This window comes from Pseudomonas sp. NPDC087346 (assembly GCF_044744235.1).
GTDB lineage: Bacteria > Pseudomonadota > Gammaproteobacteria > Pseudomonadales > Pseudomonadaceae > Aquipseudomonas.
Map to the genome: position 1 here is coordinate 1 of NZ_JBIUXX010000033.1, position 16,319 is coordinate 16,319.

Genomic DNA, 16,319 nt, shown 5'->3' on the forward strand with positions numbered 1-16,319 from the left:
AACCCAGCATTCCTTGTCAACCTGTCAACCACTGTCAACTAACTTTCCAGCCCTGTGGCTAACGCTTTCCCGCGGGTTTCCGACCCCGTACCCTTCAGATAACCCCAGGGTCCCCGGCGATGTCAGCGCCAAGTCAGGTCGGGGCTCACTTTTGACTCACAACTTCCTCCCTTGCCTATCACGCGGACCTGCATTGGCCGATCTCCTTGGAATATTTGATTGTCAACGACTTACTCGTCGACTTGAATGCCTGCCTTCTTTGCCAAGAACCGGGTGTACAACCCCCCCGCTACATCGGCACCAATTACCGCAATGACGATGCCCAATCCGGCAGCCAGATAGAGGTTGTTCCAGAGCGCCATTGCTAGCAGCAGCGTGGCCATTCCCAGCAAACCCGATGCGAGAAACCGCAAAGCCACTCGCTGCAGGATCTGTCGTAACCCGAGGTCGCTGCCCGATGCTCTCAGCATTTCCCCCGACAGGCCCGCCATGCTCAGCAGGATCAAAAGCCAAAGGGGCACATCCGCGAGAGCTTGTTGCTCCGTGCTCATCTGTAGTCCTCAAATAGGTTCGACCTCCATGTCACTGACATCCGCTTGAAGCAAGGAGTCAGGCACGGGGCCGAAAACGAAAAAGCCCCGGCGAATGCCGAGGCTCAGAAAAATGAATTACGACCGTGACAGTCACGCCAACCATGCAAAACGCTGCTTTTCCAATCGTGGCAAAATACCGGCTCAACTACTCGGAGAGCAGCATGAAGGACGATGGAAGCAGCATGACAGTGGGTGAACTGGTCGAAGCCCTGAGAGAGGTACCGAGGGATACCAAGATAAGGTTTCAGGGTGGCTTGAGCTTTTACCGCTTTAAGCGGCGTGGGGAGGATCTTATCCAGGTGGAGTTCAACGAACCTGTCTACGACGCCTTGGCCTACTACAAAAACCAGAGCAAATAGAACTCGGCGGCATAAAAAAGCCCGACGCAATGGCCGGGCTTTCTCTTAAATCACAGCCTAAAAGGCTTCGGGTGTTAGCTCAAGATCTTCGACAAGCCGAACATCCATCCCCATCAGAACACTCTTGCTGACGTCATCAATGTTGCTGACAGCCTGAAGCTTGTGCTCGATCGCTTGAGAGTAACGCTGTCTATAAGCATGTTCGTGTTCAAGAATCAGTGACAGCGCCTGCTCAAGTGGCAGGTTGGTCGCCATTGCAATCACTGTTTTTGATGGCGCGTCGGCAGGCTCGCCTTTCGGAGGCCAGAGCATTTCTTTCAACGTTATGAGAAGCATGTTCGTCCCTGATCAGTAAAAAAAACATCTCGATGGCTGGGCTTTCGCACTCAAGAAACCTGTCGGCTGTTGTGCCAGTAGAGATACGCCAGGCCAACCGGTGCAATGAAAACTGCAAATGACCAGCACATCGCCATCGTGAACCCTTTCACCATCAGCATAAGGATGGCGTTGACGAAGAATACGTTCCCGCCCATCACGTAGCCTACAACGCTTTCATATACGAACCGAGAGTATGGGTAGAGCAGCGTGCAGATGACCGACATCACAATCAGCCCAGGCTTACCCGTCAGGCCAGTTGGGCTATTGGCCGCGACCGACAAAATCAGAGCGGTAAACAACGACCCAAAAATAAGCTGCCTGATGTAGTAGCTGCGGGTCAGTCCGCCAAAAGTCTTCGACAAAAACAACTGCATAAGATCCCTCTAAAACGCTGATTTGAAAGCTGGCCATCATAACAGCATCACCACCCAGAATCAGAACCGGCGATCTAAGAATGGGGCATCCAGAGCTCCACGAATTGAAACTCGCGAAAACGTGGCGCGCATCAATCAGGATTACTTATCAAGCTTCCGAACGGGGACACCAGGCACATAGTCGTGGCTTTGCATCGAATGCTTCAGAAACGAAAAACCCCGGCAGTCGGCCGGGGTCCGAAATGGTAAACAACGGGTAATGTTTACATGGCTTCGGCCTTGCTTTTGAGAACGTCTGCAATTTTGTCCATCGAACTACGGTATGCGACGGAGTCATAACGAATAATACGCTCGCCGCCAATAAACTCTGCACTGTGGATACTGGGTTTGCCGTCCACTGCACTCAAGGCGAGATCAATTGATATTTCACGAACATTTCCTTGTGAAACGTCGGGTAGTGCTACGTTGATCGTGAAGGGGATCGATCGCTCCGTCTTCTCGTAATCCGATGGATCAAAAGTCGAATTGGTGCCTATGGATTTTTTCTGAGTGAACGTCACGTAGTGACGCTCGCGGCCTTCCAGAACGAAGGTTGGCGATGGCAGCTGCAAATATTTAACAAACTGCGTTCCAAACTCCTCAAGTAACCTAACAAGGTTGCTCCAGTAGGTACGTTCGTTACTTACTGCCGCACTGGAAGCGGCCTGCAGATCGGAAAAACTAGGCATCATGTGATCCTTCCGTGATGGCTTATTAGCATGTCACGAATCTGGGGCACAAAAAAGCCCGACGCAATGGCCGGGCTTTGTCTGTTGTGTCGCGCTTTAAAGCTGAACACGTTGCCATGAAAACAGGTGTTTATCCGCGTGGAAAGACTTTTTTACGAAGCCTCTCGAACTCGTTCTAACGCGCAGTCAACCCAGGCCACACCGGCCTTGATCACTTCTCGTGCTTTGGCTTCGCCGATGCCGGCAGCCCGGGCAATTCGCAGAGCAGGCCACTTGGCTCCGAAGTAAAGCCAGATTAAGTCGCCCATCTGTGTATCCCGGTTGATCAGACGTGCTACCGCGCCATCAATCACCAGCGCCAAGTCATCGGTGAGGCTGTATTCCTTCACACCACCAGTGCATGGCGTGTTGTCTCGGATCAACGCGCAGAGCGGCGACACATAGCTCGGCACTCCCATGCCATCCATGCGCCAGAAGCCCCACTGTTCCAGCAGCCACTCGGTATCGCCCAGAGCCTTGCCTACATACGTTCTTTTCTTCATGCTGCCTTCCTCGGGTTTGGCTCAGCAATGCCGAACAGCTCCCGCAGCAGCTTGTCAGCGATTTTGTTTTTGGCGTTGCCTTCGGCGATCCAGAGGCGAGCGAACGCCTCGAATCCCAAGCTGGCACGGGACGCGTGCCAGTCGGCAATGATGTCCATGAAAGCCGCCGAGCCAATCCGGCCGTTCGTCTTTTCCAGCAGTAGGCGGTTGCCTTGCTTCAGGAACTTGCATTCGACCGCAGTCAAGCTTTTGCGCGGAAGTGCCGCAGTTACGTTACTCATCGGGATGCTCCCCTGTACTGACTGGCGAAGGAGCGGTTGATCTCCACTTCTTCGTTGGATGGCTCGCGGTTGCCGGCGAAGTTGACGAATCGGGCGTACTGCCCCTGCTGCTGAACGAGGCAAGAACCGACCGGCGCGTGCCTGCACTTGGGCATGATCAGCTCGGTGACGCCGTTCTGGCCCTCCTCCGAGTCATTGTCTCGATGAACGAGAATGATGCAGTGAGCGTCCGCCTCGATCTGTCCGGAGTCGCGCAGGTCGGAGGCGATTGGTTTTTTGCCCGGGCGGCTAGTCGAGTTGCGGTTCAGTTGCGCCAGCAGGATCACCGGCACTTCCAGCTCCTTGGCGATGTTCACGATGCCGGTCGAGATCTTGCCGAGCTCCGAGGTACGGTTGAACGACTTACCGTCGGAGCCGATCAGGCCGATGTAATCGATCACCACCACGTCGAGGCCATGAGTGCGCTGTACTTGGCGGGCGATGCTGCGGATGCGCGCCACCGTCAGACCAGACTTGTCGCAAACGAACAGCGGCATATCGAGGATCTTGCTCACCGCCGAGGTCAGCCGCGGCCAGTCATCGTCCTGCAGCTGTCCGTCATCGAGTTTTCGCAGGTCGATACCGCCGATGGACGCCAGCGCACGATTGCCCAGCTCCTCCTCCGGCATTTCCAACGAGAACACCATGCCGACTCCGGCACCGCTGCACGCGATGTGCTGGGCGATCTGCAGACCGAGCGTGGTTTTACCGCTCCCCGGCAGGCCGGCCACGATGGTGACGGTCTTTTTCCGCAGGCCACGGATCATCTTGTCCAGATCTACCAGCCCGGTCGACAGACCAGATTGCAGCGTGCCGTTGAACTTGGAGTCGATGATGTCGATGTTGCGCGTCACCACCTCGTCCATGCGCTTGTAGTCCGGTTCTCCAGTTTGCAAGTCGCGCAGATCCGCCATTGCCAACTGAGCGCTGGCGATGATCTCGGCGACCGGCCGATTCTCGGTGGCCAGCTCGCGCACCGTGTCAGCAGCGTCCACCAGACGGCGCAGCACTGCGCGCTCTGTCACCACCTTGGCGTAGGCCTTCCAGTTGGCGGTGCTGGGCGTATTGCGCGCCAGCTCGCCGGCGTAGGCCATTGTGCGCGTGCCGCTAGGCAGGTACTCAGCGAAGTCATGAAGCGTTACCGGGTCGACAGGATTACCTGTCAAGTGACATCCAATCATTATTTGGAACAGCGCAGCATTCTCCGGATCGTGGAAGTCCGCCGCCGATACCTGACCGGTGATGGCGTCGAACAGCTCGCCATCCAGCAGCATTGCGCCCAGCAATGCGTGTTCAGCCTCATCGCTGAAAAGTTCGCGATATTCGCTCATGCGGTAGCCCTCTTCGAGGACCAACTGAAGCCGACTGCTTGACCACCATTCTGGCGCAGACGATCAAGAGCGCGGTCGCCGATGAACTGGCCAAGGGTGCTGGCCGGAAGGTTTGACACAACCACGGTGGGGCGCACCAGCTGATACCGGCGATCAATGACTTCGTGCAGCAGGCCAAGCTCGTATTCGCTGCCCTTCTGCGCGCCGACTTCGTCGATCACCAGCAGGTCCAGCCCTGCCAGTTCGTTGATCACGTCGCGCTCGGTGTATTCGGCGCCACGCACCATCGCGCCTTTGGCGATGCGGATGATTTCAGCGGCCGAGACGATGAGCGCCAACGCGCCGAACTTCCGGATCACCTGCTGCACGATGCCGCTGGCCAAGTGAGTTTTCCCAGTGCCTACATTGCCGGACAGGATCAGCGAGCGACCGGCGCGGTAGTTCTCCTCGAACTGGTCGACGTAAGACTGGCAGATCGCCAAGGCGCGAACCTTTTCCAGCGCCGCGCCAGTGGTGAAGTTATCCAGGGTGCAATCAGCAAAGCGCGGAGTGATGCCCGAGCCGATCAGCAGCTCGTTCAGCGCCGTAGCCTTGCGGCGAGCCAGTGCCTGCGTGTGTGCTTCACTGCGGGTGTCGGCAGTGTTCATCGCCTCCCACTGGCACCGACGGCAGGTGCGCACTAGGTAAGAGCCGTCGAACTGCTCTACTTCGGCGCCGTCGACCGTGCCGTGCGCCAGACACTGAGCCTCGAAGTAGCGAACATCCGGCACGCGGCTGAAGTTAGAAATTGGTTTGGCCATGTGGCGCCTCCGGATACATGTCGGGGGTGTGGGTCGGCAGGTTGTTGTAGGTCGAAGGTTTCGCGGTCGCCGGTGCTAGCTCGTCATGCCAGCGCTCGCCGTTGAGCCAGGTCGCGGCGTTCGGGATGTAACGCCCACCATCCTTCGCCCAGTCTTCAGAAACGCAGTGACTGCCCAAAGCAGTAATCAGGATTTGGCGTAGCTCCTCGTTCGGTTTCAGCTTCGCCCAAGCCTTGGCGGCGTCTTTGCGAGACTTCTTTTTCGGGTACAACTTCCAGAACTGTTCAAACCCTTCCATCGAGCCTGTAGTGCCCATAGGTTTAGGTTCATTGACTGGTTCAGAAAGGTGACTGGTTCTGGTGCTTTCTGTGCCTACACCCCCTGTGCTTTCTGGGCCTACAGGTGTGCTTTCTGTGCCTACACCCCAAAGGGTCAGGTAATACAGATTTGAAGAGTTCCCCTTGGGGCCTTCGCGATTCTCGATTCGTAGCAAACCCTGCTCGTTTAAGTTCTTGATGTGCCTACGAACTGTGCTGCGATCGATCTCGCACTGGTCGGCAATGTGCTGATAAGACGGCCAGCACTCACCTTGGTCGTTTGCGTTATCAGCCAGCTTGATCAGCACCAGTTTGCGCAGCGGATTGCCGACCTTTGTCTTCAAGACTTTGACCATCAAATCCATGCTCATAGGTCAAGCTCTCCAGTCACACGGCGAATGAAGGCGTCGTACCCTTCGGCCATTACCAGCCCCTGATCTTCAAGCGCTTGGCGATAGGCCTTGGCGGACCCGTACAGAACCCAGCGATCACGCTCTGGCAAATCTTTGAATGCCGTGTAACTCGGCCACGGGCCGGCAATCACCGACACGGGGCCTTTCTCGGCGGTTGTGGTTTGCGGTCGGATGCTCATTGCAACGTCTCCACCTTCACTTCCACCAACTGGACGCCAGCGAACGGAGATCCCGGGCCGAACATATCTGGCAGATATTCTTCTGGTGCCGTCTTGATCCATTCGATCATGGCCAAGAAGCAGGCCTCGAACAGTGGGCCACCCTCGCCCCAAGCCTCAGACTTAGGGCTGACGCTATCCTCCAATCGAGCAACGTAGATCAAATCGGCCAGGCTTTTTGAATCCCGGGCTGCCTCCTCCCTATGCACAGGGTTGATGCTAAGTAGGTCACACATCCCGGAAAAGCCGATGGACCCATAGGCGCCCTCAGCATCTTTGATCAGGTTGTAACCGAACCCAACAAGACCCTGTTTGATCATCTTGAGATCATCGTCGCGATGGCTCTTGGACTTCTCGATCAGTATGTCCATCTGGCGCTGGGCAAACGGAAGATACGCTTTAAGCTTCGCGGCCTCCCGCCGAAAGATGCGGCGCTCGTCCTGGATCTGCGCACGATGTCTGATGCTGTTCCGGATGGTCCGCCGCATCAAAATGAACAAGGTGCGCTGAGAGAGGTTTGGTTTATGCGCGATGCTGGCGATTTTCTCTGCCACTTCAAGACTCATTGTGCTCATGGCCGATCCTCCAGCAGATCTTTGTCGCGACTCGCCCATAAGGCTTGCAGTTTGGTCAAACCCTTGCCGGTAACGCGGCAGGTGAATTTGGTTTTCCGTACGCCCTCTTCCTGATCCCAATACGTATGCGGGGAAGCGACCAGGTAGCCGGCGCGGATTTTGTCTTGATAGGGAACATTGCGGCGATCAACCCAGCCTTTGAAACGCATGAACTCGAACAGGGTTTGTTGCCCAGTGCCGAGGGATTGCGCAACTTCACGCACGTAATGGACACCGTGAGAAATGACGACGTGATCGTGAAACTCGACCTTCGGAGCATCGGAAACGACCTTCTGCTCGAGCATCAGGTTTTCGCTTGATAGCTCCTTGTTGTCAGCCGTAAGGGCCACTACCTTGCCGACGTTCTCCAGCAGCAAGCCTTGCAGCACCACCGGATCACTGAGAGCGGCCATGACGCTGGCTTGAGGGTTGGCCAGCTTCTGCTCAAGCTCGGTCATGTAATCGAAGACCGACGCCTGCAAGTCATAGCTGTAGGACATAGCCATCAGGCACGACTCGCGTTTTGGGAAGCGGTAGCAAGGATTCTTTTTGCCGTTGCTCGCTGTGTAATAGGTGGAAAAACTTCCGGCTACTACTCCCAGCACCTTTGGCACTTTCTTGAGGAAGTCCCCATGATCCAAAACTGGACCATCCTCCGCGCGGCGCCCGTTTATGAAGTCGACCAATTCGAGACTGGTCATGGTGACGGCATCGCCGCCTTGGAATTTGGCGATGGTCATTGAACACTCCCGACGTTGATCGCATCGTGCGCGGCGCCGGCGTGGCGGCTCTTCCAGAAAAAATTGCCAGTATCAAAAGTAATCGACTCCAGCCGACTTTCGATCTCTGTGGCGATCGGGTTGCTCCAGCCGCCTTCGAGCGATGGCACGACCTGCGCCAGCAGTATCGACCGGAGATCGCGGAAGGTTGCGCGCGCCTCGTTCAGCTTGGCCATTTGCTCAGAGCTGACAGTCACGTCGGCGAGCAGCTCACCGTCAATGAAAAGAACAGAAGGGAGATTGTTCATTGGGCAGCTCCTTGGCGCGGGAGATTCTGGAATTCATCATTGGTGGCCTCCGCTGCGTCCAGTTCCTTTTGCATGTGCCCGACCTGGGAGTCGACATAATTGGCCCAGTCGTAACCAAGAAAACCACCTAGGGCGGCGAGGTCCTTAACGTTGTGAGAGTGGTTGTGTTTCTGGTCGGTCGAGACCGAGTTGAAAACGGCAGTCATGTGCTCCAACCGTTCATGAGTAGCGCGTAGCAGCTCTAAAGCATCACTGGCTACCTGTGAGGCAGCACTGGAGATAAGCGCTTTATTGGCTTTTTCCGGACAAGCCGATCCCCGTCCCGCGCATGCGCAGGTGTTGTTGTTCGTCATGAGTTAGCGCTCCTGATTCGTCAGGAATGCATCGACGGGCTCGGGGTCCCAGCGGACGGAACGACCAAAGCGGATTGGCTCAGGAAATCCAGGCGTCTTTGACCAGCGCCACCAGGTGGCGCGGCTGACTTGGTACTTGGCGCAGAGCTGGGCTGCTGTAGCGCGGGCACCTGGGATTGGCAGGTTGGGTACATCGGTACTGCGGGTGGCGGTTTGTGCCATGTGCGGTATCTCCAAGAACTGGAAAAACCGAGAGGATCGTTCTGTAGACCACCCGTACCTGTGAACAGGTCAAAAGGTGGCAAGCCATCGGAAAGGGCGCTACTGCATAAAAAACCAGTAGCGCATTATTCCCTTCGGTACTACAGTCCGCCCGAGTTTACCTTTTACGGTAAACTCATCGAAGCCGTCTCAAATGCTTCTCCCCTCGGGGTTTATGTGTTGCCCTAACCGGTGCACAGAGGGCGTCTCACCGCCCTTTCCCGATCTAACCCTCGGTATCTCACTACCGGGGGTTTTTCTTGCCTGCGATGCCGACTGAAAAATCTCAATCAGCGAACACCAGCTAGAGCAAATCAATTTGTTTCATTTATCACCAGAACACCTTAGGTGTGTTCGCATGGTAGCGGCGCATCTAAAAAAAAAGAACTGATTTTTTAACTTTTTGCATCGTACTCTCTGTCCAACTTCTATCCCCGTACATTTTCTCGCCAGAATTTACGTTTAAACTGTAACCACAGAAGCACTCTAGAGCACTCAGCAGCACTCACAATGCACTCACAATGCCTCAGTCACCCAGGGACTGACCGGCTAAACCCCCGTATTCATGGGGCCTAAAGGGACACAAATGAGCTCCTCTTGAGGTTCATTCGCTGTTCCTCCGTTGCTCTATTCGGTAACTTAGTCCATTATTTTCTCACTAGCGAAAATATGTCGCGACACAAAACGCACAAAACTAAAACGTGTCGCGACACGAAGCTCAGCGCACGAAAACAGTTCATTTGCGCCAATTTTTTACACTTAAAGTGTAAATATCCACGATACGTGTAGTTGCATATAACCTGCTCTACTCATGTTGCCCCTACATTCAACACGCACTGTTGCGCGACACGTTTTCAATGCCCATGTTTTATGTCGCGACACCAGCAGAAGCAGCCTTGAACTGGTCAATTGCATCATCAATTCCAGAGAAGCCGGTGTCGTCCAAATAGCTGACCAGGCCAATCAAGCGCTCAACGTCTCGACCGTCGGCGTCCTTCGCATCCCTAGCGATTGCTCGGGCGAGCGCAGACAGCCACTGGAGGTTTTCCCGCGCGACGATTAGTTGAAATTCGGCTTCGTCAGCCAGACCTTTGATGGTTGGGTCTGAGGTAATCATTGGACGGCCTCTCCTGCTGTTTCAGCGCCTTTTTGAACCGACCAGACCAACGCGCTGACCGTCTCGGCGAGAAACCCGAGCGCAGCCATGCCGTCGCAGTAAGCCAGTTCGCCCATGTTCAGGCTGTCGTGCATATGGCGGCAGATCTGACCAAGGCCAGATGACAAGACCTTTGCGGTTTGCAAGGCATCCTCGGCGTTCGCGCCAGGCGATACGTTCAGCAGCTGAATGCCGCGGTTATCGATCGGGGTATCGCAAAAGCCGACATGAGTTGTAAGCAAAACTTGCGACGCCAGTGGGTTGGTGCTATTTTTTGGGTGCATTGATTCGCCTCCTAAAGACGAAGTAGTACGAAGACCCCTGCGAAGGGTCTGGTTAAGAAGCCCGCCTGCGAAGCGGGCTTTTTTGTGCTTGGCGTTTAGGTTCCCCCATGATCCACGACACAAAATTAATGCAACCCCCTCCCCTGAGAGGGTCGTTACCTACCCCGGACGGATTGGCGGAATAGTTGTTCGAGCGCGCATATCACATCTCCAAAAACTGCAACTCACACCTATCAGTGCGAAGGCCGAGGGGCGCTATAACGATTAAATTTTTCCGAAAACGCCAACCCGTCGCCTTTATGTAATAAGTCGTCGCATTTTCAGAAAATCCGCGCATGCGCGGAAATTTCAGAGGGCTCCCATCTAACTTGGTGACTGACGAGTGCTCCTTTTTTCATTTGGCAGGCAAAAGTCAATCATAGGAAGGCGCTGACCAGGCCCTGGAGGGGCCTTCCTTTTGAATTGCAATCGCGCAGTTCTGGAAGATACCCATTAGGCGAGGGCCTCAGGAGGGGCGAGGTTTTTGGGCGAACTTGGTACTGGATGGATTCACAGGTACATCTGAACCTGACGCTTCAAACCCTGTGGGATTATTATTTGCGTGTCGGTTGGGCGTGTGATGGCGCCGCTGACCCGGGAAGGGTTTTTCTTCGATGGCGGACAAATTGCCGTCGTTGGAAACGATCACAAAAATGGACCGCCCTTCACGGATAGCCTTACTCAAAGAGCCTTGACTCATACCCAGTTTTTCGGCTGTCCCGGCATGTCGCTTTGCTGCGTATTCAGCAAGAGGAATTCGTTGCACCGGAGTGACTCCACAATTTCGGTTCTATTTAAATAGTGCTGGCGGGATTTTTTAAAGTCAATGCTTGCGGCATTTGAATTTTAATGCCGCCGGACATATGGTCGGATTATGAAAAAGAAAGAGCTCGCCCCCGAAAGCAAAGAGGAATGTGCTGCGCTCAAGGCCATTTTCATGGAAAAGCGTAAAACGCTCGGCTTGACGCAAGAAAAAGCCGCCGCTGCGCTAGGGATGAACCAAGGTTCATTCAGCCATTACCTCAATGGCAGAAATCTTATAAACACCCCTTTCGCGGTCCAGGTGTCTCGGCTTCTTGGCGTGCCTGTCGAGAGCTTTTCCCCTCGTATCGCAAAACATATCGCGATGATGACTCGGTCGATCTCAGGCGAAGGGCTTGCAGACATGCATCAGGGAGAGCGCGATGAATCCACTTTGGAGCCGGCCGCCCAACGGTGGATAAAAGCAAAGAAGTATCCGCTGATATCGTGGACTGAAACCGGCAACCAAGTGCATCCGCTTAGAAACAAGAGGATGCAGCAAGGGGTGGAGTACCTACCATCCACCGAGGACGCCGGCGAGAATGGATACTGGCTCACCGTGGAGGGATCTTCCATGAGCCACAGTGGAAGTCCTAGTTTCCCTGCTGGAACTCGCATCTTGATCAAGCCGCAAGGCTTCGATTTGATCAGCGGCAAGTATTACATTGCTGAAAATAATGACGGGGAAAAGACCTTTAGGCAGTTCGTAAAGGAGGCAGGGACTTTTTACCTTGTTCCGCTCAACCCCTCGTATAAGCCGGTCGAAATCGGTGAGGAATGGCTAGCAATCGGTCGCGTCGTTGATGTGAAAATGGCAGGCCTTTAAAAAATAATCCCGCAGGGATTGACTTGTATAAATCCCGCCAGCACTATAGCTCCATCTTCTACGAGATTTGGAGCTTCACATCATGGAATTTGTCACTTGTGGTTTATGGCGCGGCCTCCTTGGTCATGGCCTTGCTGAGCGCGAGCTGTTTTGCCTGCTATCGGTAGCTGCGGGTCACACTGATAAGGAAATTGCCCGCAAGGACGGCCTCTCACCTCGATCAATCAAAGGTCGCATTGAGTCAGCAATGCACAAGCTGGGTGTCTATAGGCGTCCAGCATTGGTCGCTGAGGCTATGCGCCGCGGCCTGATTTCCATAGCAATTCCATTCCCCGCTTACCCAGATCCACATCACCATCAAGAACAGACCTCCACAAATAGCGTCTTCATCGCGTGATCAACGGCGTGCGCCTGTGCGCGGGCGCAGTCCGGTGATCAGCGAAGCCTGACCCATTCCAAGACGATTTTTTGCGAAAGCCAACAACGCGGCCGGGATTCGCTCGGCCTGAAAAAGGAGCAATGCAATGCTGATCCTCACCCGGAAAGCTGGTGAAACCATCCGCATCAATGACGACATCAGCATCACAGTGCTTGGCGTCAGCGGTCAGCAAGTGCGCTTGGGTGTCACGGCACCAGCGAACGTTGAAGTACATCGCGAGGAAATCTACCAGCGCATTCAGGCGGGTCTGCCGAAGGGTGGTCAACGATGATTCGCACTCTTTTAATCTCGCTACTGCTGACGGCGGGTCACGCAAGCGCCAGCGAACAGGTCATCAGTGTGCAGCACGACAGCCAGCGCGGCGTTACTTGCTGGATCGTGAACAACACCGGCATCAGTTGCCTGCCTGACCGTTCGCTCCCACAGGTAAATGTGAAGCCCAGTCACATTAAGAACGAGCCGATGCCAGCGGCTTCGCCAGCCCCGCTCCCACAAGTTGAGAGGTTCCAGCTATGACGATCGTGACTCAAGGAACGCATCTGCACCTGCAAAGCGACCTGGAAAAACTCGGCGAGCGACTGATCCGCTTCGGCCAAGCGCTCAAAAGCCCTGACACCACTGTCGGGCAGTTGACCGCGCTGGCCAGCTCTTGCGGCATCAAGCTGAAATTGCGAGCGGTTGCTGAGTCGGAGGCTCGCCGTGATGGCTAAAACAATCCTGCGCGTACGCCAGGGCGCGATCGCCTACTACTTGAACGAGTCATCGGTAGGAGCCAAAAACAGCGGCCGTCGGTTCATCCTGAGCCGCACCACCGACCACGGGAAAACGAAAGACGGTTGGATCAAGGTCAACTCGACAGAGCACCAGGTGCTGATCGATGCAACGGGCGATGCCGAGCGGTTCGCCGCCTGCGCCAACTTGTATGCAAGCAAACCACGTCGCCCACACGTTGACCGTCATCACATTCGTGGGATGGCCGGAAAGTGGGAAGGCGTGGCATTTCCAGCTCGCGTGACGCATGGCCGTGACGCGACACAAAACGCGAACGATTAAAACGTGTCGCGACACGAAACACGGTGAAGTCATGCGCTACGTGACCGTCAGGAAATTTTCCAGCGAGTCTGGCTACACAGAAGACGCGATCCGCTCAAAGATCCGTGACGGGATCTGGCGGCTCGGTGAGATATGGATCAAAGCGCCGGATGGCCGGACGCTTCTCGACGTAGAAGGATATGAGTCATGGGTAGAGGCGGGCGGGGAGTTCGGGCGGTCTCCGATACGAGCATCGAAATCACGTTCATGTATCGGGGCGTCCGGTGCCGCGAGCGGATCACGCTCAAGCCCACCGCCACTAATCTGAAGAAAGCCGAACAGCACAAGGCTGCGATCGAGCACGCGATATCGATCGGCACCTTCGACTATTCGGTGACGTTTCCAGGATCTGCCCGGGCGGCGAAGTTCGCGCCCGAGGCGTCCCGCGAAACCATGAACGGCTTTTTGACCAAGTGGCTCGAGGCGAAGAAGAAGCATGTCGCGAGCAGTACGTTCGATGGCTATCGAAAGCTGGTCACGCTGCGCCTGATCCCGGCCCTTGGCGACACTATGCTCGTGGAGCTGAAGCGCAAGGCGGTGCGAGATTGGCTCGACACCCTAGAAGTAAGCAACAAAACACTCAGCAATATCCAGAGCTGTCTCCGTTCCGCGCTCAACGATGCGACTGAGGAGGAGATGATCGAGCAAAATCCGCTGGCGGGCTGGACGTACTCCCGAAAGGCCGCGCCGCCAAAAGAAGACGACGTCGACCCGTTCAGTCCCGAGGAGCAGCAGGCGGTGCTGGGTGCACTCACCGGCCAGGCACGCAACATGATGCAGTTCGCCCTATGGACTGGCCTACGCACGAGTGAGCTGGTGGCGCTGGACTGGGGCGATATCGATTGGCTGCGGGAAGAGGTCATGGTGAGCCGCGCAATGACCCAAGCCAGCAAAGGTACAGCTGAAACCACGAAGACCGCTGCTGGGCGTCGAAGTGTGAAGCTCCTTCGGCCAGCACTGGAAGCGTTGAAAGCGCAGAAGGCGCACACGTTCCTTGCTGACAATGAGATATTCCAGAACCCACGCACCCTCGAACGTTGGGCGGGCGACGGGCCGATCCGGAAAACGATGTGGGTGCCCGCAATGAAGAAGGCAGGAGTTCGTTACCGCCGCCCTTACCAAACCCGACATACGTATGCCTCGATGATGCTGTCCGCCGGCGAGCACCCGATGTGGGTTGCCAAGCAGATGGGACATACAGATTGGACAATGATTGCGAGGGTGTATGGGCGCTGGATGCCAACGACCGATGACCAAGCGGGAAGTAAAGCTGAAAACCTTTTCAGTGCTCTTCCCGCGACGAAAGCCGAAGGTCTATATGGCGCTTAGCCAGCCTCAATGGTAGCTTCAACCCTCACCTTCTCCTAAAAGGACTTTCGGAATGCTTCAAAGCGGATATATCAATTTCTTTAATGCAAATAAGTGCGGCCTCTACCGGCATTTCAGCGAAGTACCTAAAGGCTTAGATTTAGCTGAAACATTTTCAAAGCTTAAAAACTGGAAGAACGGCCGTAACTTTGAAGCGACAAATCCGTGGGATGCCGGTAAAAACAAGAACAAAACTCCTTGTTACTGCCACGCTGTGCACCATGATGAAGAAACAGGAGATTATTTCCTAGTATTGTGGAAGGGAGATTCTGATCGACACGGCCCACTGTACGGTATAACAGTAAACGCGGACGGAACCATTGAGCAAGCGGTAGAACAAACAAAAACCAAGACTAACAAACAGATGATTTGGGGGAGGCCATGCTATTACTGGGTTATTCCTGAACTAGATATAATCGCTTCAATAAAATTTGACAACTCACGCACAGACTCAGCAATGTTTCAAGATTGGGTCAGCGGCTGCATGAATTTCAGAGTACCGTTGCCAGAGTACAAAGTCAGCTCAACCGAAAAAGGCTTCACCAGGTTTGAGATGATAGATGACGACGAAGACAAGTTTAAGTATTACTTTCAATTTGATCTGTCGATGAAGTCGCTATCCACTTCGTCAGCGGAAATGCAGGATTTAGCAAGACGAGTAACTCAGATAGTTAGGCGCGAGACCGTCTCTATTAAAGAGGTCGATAAACGAAAAGGCTTCGCAAATTATTTCAGAAAATTCACGGTACCTTTTATTTCTGCGGAAGACAACTCATCGCGAAAAGTTGAGTTGCGTATTGAAGCGCAGCCAACAACCAAAGAAATTGAAAAAATTATCGAAACCCATGCTACCAATCACGATGCGAATGTATGGGAAGATGTTGGGTTTGTGCTGGACAACAAGCCGGGCAAGATTGTCTGGGCAAGTAAATATAGACTAACAGAGCATATCTCGATAGAAGACAATGGACGTCCAGTTTTCCAAGCAACCGATATATATGCTACTATTAAGGCCAGTCGAGATCGCTATTTAGCTCCTCTCAAAAAAGACATACTAACCAAACAGGCCGAAGCAAATGGTTAAATTATCACTCATGGCTCTAGCTGCCGCCTTATTTGGCGGAGTGGTATTTTGGCAAAACTCTATATTCACGTACTCAGATTTCAAAGATTATTGCAACACGCTATTAGCCATTTCGGGCATGGTATTTACGATCATGGGTATATGGATAGCATTCGTTTATCCTAATGCCATAAAACGATTGCAGGATCCAGACAAGATAAAAATTGCAGACTTCACCGCCACAATGCAAGACACCCGCCGTTTAGAAAGCATCGTCGGAAGCATTATGGAGTCCGGGACAGTTGCAATTTGTATAACAATGATTTATTTGTTTAAACTTGTAATCTCGGGAATGCCAATTTATATCGAATATCGTGAGGCGATTAAGGCGACGGGAGCAGGAATTGTAATATTTCTCACCCTAGTTCAATGCTCGGCAGTCATGAGTGTCATTTACGCTAACTATCTTTTCATCGACGACCTGCACACACGCAGGGAAGCGCAAGAAAGGAACGCCGACGTTTGAGAATGACAGCAAAATGGCAGCATATGCGTTGTAAGCGACGTAACACGCGGACTAGACGGGGGTTCAAATCCCCCCGGCTCCACCAACGCTAAACAAC

The 16,319-nt window shown here is 54.1% G+C and carries 26 protein-coding genes; 9 read left to right on the plus strand and 17 right to left on the minus strand.

The annotated features are described in order from the left end of the window. Positions 1–230: 230 nt before the first annotated feature. A complete protein-coding gene (locus ACIOZM_RS19250) occupies positions 231–551 on the minus strand; it encodes a phage holin family protein (RefSeq protein WP_258449127.1) in 321 nt (106 codons plus the stop codon). A 125-nt stretch (positions 552–676) separates the two neighbouring features. Here ACIOZM_RS19250 and ACIOZM_RS19255 point away from each other — a divergent pair, with 125 nt between their 5' ends. Next, positions 677–952 (plus strand): hypothetical protein, encoded by a 276-nt coding sequence (locus tag ACIOZM_RS19255; protein ID WP_401216381.1) that lies wholly within the window; start codon positions 677–679, stop codon positions 950–952. A 57-nt stretch (positions 953–1,009) separates the two neighbouring features. On the opposite strand, the gene ACIOZM_RS19260 is transcribed toward ACIOZM_RS19255, so the two are convergent. From ACIOZM_RS19260 to ACIOZM_RS19335, 16 genes are all read right to left on the minus strand, one after another. Then, complete coding sequence (locus ACIOZM_RS19260) at positions 1,010–1,288, minus strand: hypothetical protein (protein WP_401216382.1); 279 nt, start codon at positions 1,286–1,288, stop codon at positions 1,010–1,012. 50 nt (positions 1,289–1,338) lie between these two features. Then, positions 1,339–1,704 carry a hypothetical protein gene (locus ACIOZM_RS19265; RefSeq protein WP_401216383.1) on the minus strand — a complete coding sequence of 122 codons (366 nt, stop codon included), beginning with the start codon at positions 1,702–1,704 and terminating at the stop codon, positions 1,339–1,341. A 263-nt stretch (positions 1,705–1,967) separates the two neighbouring features. After that, positions 1,968–2,432, minus strand: coding sequence for a hypothetical protein (locus ACIOZM_RS19270; RefSeq protein ID WP_401216384.1), 465 nt, complete (start codon positions 2,430–2,432; stop codon positions 1,968–1,970). Positions 2,433–2,584: 152 nt separating this feature from the next. Beyond that, the gene (locus tag ACIOZM_RS19275; RefSeq protein ID WP_401216385.1) at positions 2,585–2,974 is read right to left on the minus strand and encodes an antiterminator Q family protein; all 390 of its coding nucleotides are present in this window, start codon (positions 2,972–2,974) and stop codon (positions 2,585–2,587) included. Further along, complete coding sequence (locus ACIOZM_RS19280; protein WP_401216386.1) at positions 2,971–3,255, minus strand: hypothetical protein; 285 nt, start codon at positions 3,253–3,255, stop codon at positions 2,971–2,973. The genes ACIOZM_RS19275 and ACIOZM_RS19280 overlap by 4 nt, the downstream gene beginning before the upstream one ends. After that, positions 3,252–4,625 (minus strand): replicative DNA helicase, encoded by a 1,374-nt coding sequence (locus ACIOZM_RS19285; protein WP_401216387.1) that lies wholly within the window; start codon positions 4,623–4,625, stop codon positions 3,252–3,254. Before ACIOZM_RS19285 ends, ACIOZM_RS19280 begins: the two co-directional genes overlap by 4 nt. Then, a complete protein-coding gene (locus ACIOZM_RS19290) occupies positions 4,622–5,425 on the minus strand; it encodes an ATP-binding protein (protein WP_401216388.1) in 804 nt (267 codons plus the stop codon). Before ACIOZM_RS19290 ends, ACIOZM_RS19285 begins: the two co-directional genes overlap by 4 nt. Continuing rightward, a complete protein-coding gene (locus ACIOZM_RS19295) occupies positions 5,406–6,113 on the minus strand; it encodes a helix-turn-helix domain-containing protein (protein ID WP_401216389.1) in 708 nt (235 codons plus the stop codon). Before ACIOZM_RS19295 ends, ACIOZM_RS19290 begins: the two co-directional genes overlap by 20 nt. Further along, positions 6,110–6,334 (minus strand): hypothetical protein, encoded by a 225-nt coding sequence (locus tag ACIOZM_RS19300; RefSeq protein ID WP_401216390.1) that lies wholly within the window; start codon positions 6,332–6,334, stop codon positions 6,110–6,112. Before ACIOZM_RS19300 ends, ACIOZM_RS19295 begins: the two co-directional genes overlap by 4 nt. Further along, entirely contained in the window at positions 6,331–6,948 is a 618-nt protein-coding gene (locus ACIOZM_RS19305; protein ID WP_401216391.1) for a hypothetical protein, read from the minus strand. The genes ACIOZM_RS19300 and ACIOZM_RS19305 overlap by 4 nt, the downstream gene beginning before the upstream one ends. Beyond that, positions 6,945–7,727, minus strand: coding sequence for a phage antirepressor KilAC domain-containing protein (locus tag ACIOZM_RS19310; RefSeq protein ID WP_401216392.1), 783 nt, complete (start codon positions 7,725–7,727; stop codon positions 6,945–6,947). The genes ACIOZM_RS19305 and ACIOZM_RS19310 overlap by 4 nt, the downstream gene beginning before the upstream one ends. After that, on the minus strand, positions 7,724–8,014 hold the full coding sequence (locus ACIOZM_RS19315) for a hypothetical protein (RefSeq protein WP_401216393.1): 291 nt from the start codon (positions 8,012–8,014) through the stop codon (positions 7,724–7,726). The genes ACIOZM_RS19310 and ACIOZM_RS19315 overlap by 4 nt, the downstream gene beginning before the upstream one ends. Continuing rightward, complete coding sequence (locus ACIOZM_RS19320; protein ID WP_401216394.1) at positions 8,011–8,367, minus strand: hypothetical protein; 357 nt, start codon at positions 8,365–8,367, stop codon at positions 8,011–8,013. The genes ACIOZM_RS19315 and ACIOZM_RS19320 overlap by 4 nt, the downstream gene beginning before the upstream one ends. Positions 8,368–9,496: 1,129 nt before the next feature. Then, complete coding sequence (locus ACIOZM_RS19325; RefSeq protein ID WP_401216395.1) at positions 9,497–9,745, minus strand: hypothetical protein; 249 nt, start codon at positions 9,743–9,745, stop codon at positions 9,497–9,499. Beyond that, the gene (locus tag ACIOZM_RS19330; RefSeq protein ID WP_401216396.1) at positions 9,742–10,068 is read right to left on the minus strand and encodes a hypothetical protein; all 327 of its coding nucleotides are present in this window, start codon (positions 10,066–10,068) and stop codon (positions 9,742–9,744) included. Before ACIOZM_RS19330 ends, ACIOZM_RS19325 begins: the two co-directional genes overlap by 4 nt. A gap of 505 nt (positions 10,069–10,573) precedes the next feature. Further along, complete coding sequence (locus ACIOZM_RS19335) at positions 10,574–10,873, minus strand: Cro/CI family transcriptional regulator (protein ID WP_401216397.1); 300 nt, start codon at positions 10,871–10,873, stop codon at positions 10,574–10,576. A gap of 108 nt (positions 10,874–10,981) precedes the next feature. On the opposite strand from ACIOZM_RS19335, the gene ACIOZM_RS19340 reads away from it, so the two are divergent. The 8 genes from ACIOZM_RS19340 (at position 10,982) to ACIOZM_RS19375 (ending at position 16,222) form a co-directional block, all read left to right on the plus strand. Beyond that, a complete protein-coding gene (locus ACIOZM_RS19340; RefSeq protein WP_401216398.1) occupies positions 10,982–11,734 on the plus strand; it encodes a LexA family transcriptional regulator in 753 nt (250 codons plus the stop codon). Positions 11,735–11,816: 82 nt separating this feature from the next. Continuing rightward, complete coding sequence (locus ACIOZM_RS19345) at positions 11,817–12,131, plus strand: LuxR C-terminal-related transcriptional regulator (RefSeq protein WP_401216399.1); 315 nt, start codon at positions 11,817–11,819, stop codon at positions 12,129–12,131. A gap of 127 nt (positions 12,132–12,258) precedes the next feature. Beyond that, complete coding sequence (csrA, locus tag ACIOZM_RS19350) at positions 12,259–12,444, plus strand: carbon storage regulator CsrA (RefSeq protein WP_401216400.1); 186 nt, start codon at positions 12,259–12,261, stop codon at positions 12,442–12,444. 241 nt (positions 12,445–12,685) lie between these two features. Continuing rightward, entirely contained in the window at positions 12,686–12,883 is a 198-nt protein-coding gene (locus ACIOZM_RS19355; protein ID WP_401216401.1) for a hypothetical protein, read from the plus strand. Further along, positions 12,876–13,226: a hypothetical protein gene (locus ACIOZM_RS19360; RefSeq protein WP_401216402.1), complete on the plus strand. Its 351-nt coding sequence runs from the start codon at positions 12,876–12,878 to the stop codon at positions 13,224–13,226. Before ACIOZM_RS19355 ends, ACIOZM_RS19360 begins: the two co-directional genes overlap by 8 nt. A 186-nt stretch (positions 13,227–13,412) precedes the next feature. Beyond that, on the plus strand, positions 13,413–14,594 hold the full coding sequence (locus ACIOZM_RS19365; RefSeq protein ID WP_401216403.1) for an Arm DNA-binding domain-containing protein: 1,182 nt from the start codon (positions 13,413–13,415) through the stop codon (positions 14,592–14,594). A gap of 52 nt (positions 14,595–14,646) precedes the next feature. After that, complete coding sequence (locus tag ACIOZM_RS19370) at positions 14,647–15,717, plus strand: hypothetical protein (RefSeq protein WP_401216404.1); 1,071 nt, start codon at positions 14,647–14,649, stop codon at positions 15,715–15,717. After that, positions 15,710–16,222, plus strand: coding sequence for a hypothetical protein (locus ACIOZM_RS19375; protein WP_401216405.1), 513 nt, complete (start codon positions 15,710–15,712; stop codon positions 16,220–16,222). The genes ACIOZM_RS19370 and ACIOZM_RS19375 overlap by 8 nt, the downstream gene beginning before the upstream one ends. The last annotated feature ends 97 nt before the right edge of the window (positions 16,223–16,319 follow it).

Excerpts from the sequence above, each read along its gene's own strand:
- ACIOZM_RS19365 (WP_401216403.1), top strand. The coding sequence starts at position 13,413 with ATGGGTAGAGGCGGGCGGGGAGTTCGGGCGGTCTCCGATACGAGCATC.
- ACIOZM_RS19340 (WP_401216398.1), top strand. The coding sequence starts at position 10,982 with ATGAAAAAGAAAGAGCTCGCCCCCGAAAGCAAAGAGGAATGTGCTGCG.
- ACIOZM_RS19260 (WP_401216382.1), bottom strand. The coding sequence starts at position 1,288 with ATGCTTCTCATAACGTTGAAAGAAATGCTCTGGCCTCCGAAAGGCGAG.
- csrA (WP_401216400.1), top strand. The coding sequence starts at position 12,259 with ATGCTGATCCTCACCCGGAAAGCTGGTGAAACCATCCGCATCAATGAC.
- ACIOZM_RS19345 (WP_401216399.1), top strand. The coding sequence starts at position 11,817 with ATGGAATTTGTCACTTGTGGTTTATGGCGCGGCCTCCTTGGTCATGGC.
- ACIOZM_RS19285 (WP_401216387.1), bottom strand. The coding sequence starts at position 4,625 with ATGAGCGAATATCGCGAACTTTTCAGCGATGAGGCTGAACACGCATTG.
- ACIOZM_RS19305 (WP_401216391.1), bottom strand. The coding sequence starts at position 6,948 with ATGAGCACAATGAGTCTTGAAGTGGCAGAGAAAATCGCCAGCATCGCG.
- ACIOZM_RS19330 (WP_401216396.1), bottom strand. The coding sequence starts at position 10,068 with ATGCACCCAAAAAATAGCACCAACCCACTGGCGTCGCAAGTTTTGCTT.
- ACIOZM_RS19280 (WP_401216386.1), bottom strand. The coding sequence starts at position 3,255 with ATGAGTAACGTAACTGCGGCACTTCCGCGCAAAAGCTTGACTGCGGTC.
- ACIOZM_RS19355 (WP_401216401.1), top strand. The coding sequence starts at position 12,686 with ATGACGATCGTGACTCAAGGAACGCATCTGCACCTGCAAAGCGACCTG.
- ACIOZM_RS19270 (WP_401216384.1), bottom strand. The coding sequence starts at position 2,432 with ATGCCTAGTTTTTCCGATCTGCAGGCCGCTTCCAGTGCGGCAGTAAGT.
- ACIOZM_RS19360 (WP_401216402.1), top strand. The coding sequence starts at position 12,876 with ATGGCTAAAACAATCCTGCGCGTACGCCAGGGCGCGATCGCCTACTAC.
- ACIOZM_RS19265 (WP_401216383.1), bottom strand. The coding sequence starts at position 1,704 with ATGCAGTTGTTTTTGTCGAAGACTTTTGGCGGACTGACCCGCAGCTAC.
- ACIOZM_RS19315 (WP_401216393.1), bottom strand. The coding sequence starts at position 8,014 with ATGAACAATCTCCCTTCTGTTCTTTTCATTGACGGTGAGCTGCTCGCC.
- ACIOZM_RS19295 (WP_401216389.1), bottom strand. The coding sequence starts at position 6,113 with ATGAGCATGGATTTGATGGTCAAAGTCTTGAAGACAAAGGTCGGCAAT.
- ACIOZM_RS19370 (WP_401216404.1), top strand. The coding sequence starts at position 14,647 with ATGCTTCAAAGCGGATATATCAATTTCTTTAATGCAAATAAGTGCGGC.
- ACIOZM_RS19310 (WP_401216392.1), bottom strand. The coding sequence starts at position 7,727 with ATGACCATCGCCAAATTCCAAGGCGGCGATGCCGTCACCATGACCAGT.
- ACIOZM_RS19250 (WP_258449127.1), bottom strand. The coding sequence starts at position 551 with ATGAGCACGGAGCAACAAGCTCTCGCGGATGTGCCCCTTTGGCTTTTG.
- ACIOZM_RS19300 (WP_401216390.1), bottom strand. The coding sequence starts at position 6,334 with ATGAGCATCCGACCGCAAACCACAACCGCCGAGAAAGGCCCCGTGTCG.
- ACIOZM_RS19320 (WP_401216394.1), bottom strand. The coding sequence starts at position 8,367 with ATGACGAACAACAACACCTGCGCATGCGCGGGACGGGGATCGGCTTGT.
- ACIOZM_RS19275 (WP_401216385.1), bottom strand. The coding sequence starts at position 2,974 with ATGAAGAAAAGAACGTATGTAGGCAAGGCTCTGGGCGATACCGAGTGG.
- ACIOZM_RS19375 (WP_401216405.1), top strand. The coding sequence starts at position 15,710 with ATGGTTAAATTATCACTCATGGCTCTAGCTGCCGCCTTATTTGGCGGA.
- ACIOZM_RS19290 (WP_401216388.1), bottom strand. The coding sequence starts at position 5,425 with ATGGCCAAACCAATTTCTAACTTCAGCCGCGTGCCGGATGTTCGCTAC.
- ACIOZM_RS19325 (WP_401216395.1), bottom strand. The coding sequence starts at position 9,745 with ATGATTACCTCAGACCCAACCATCAAAGGTCTGGCTGACGAAGCCGAA.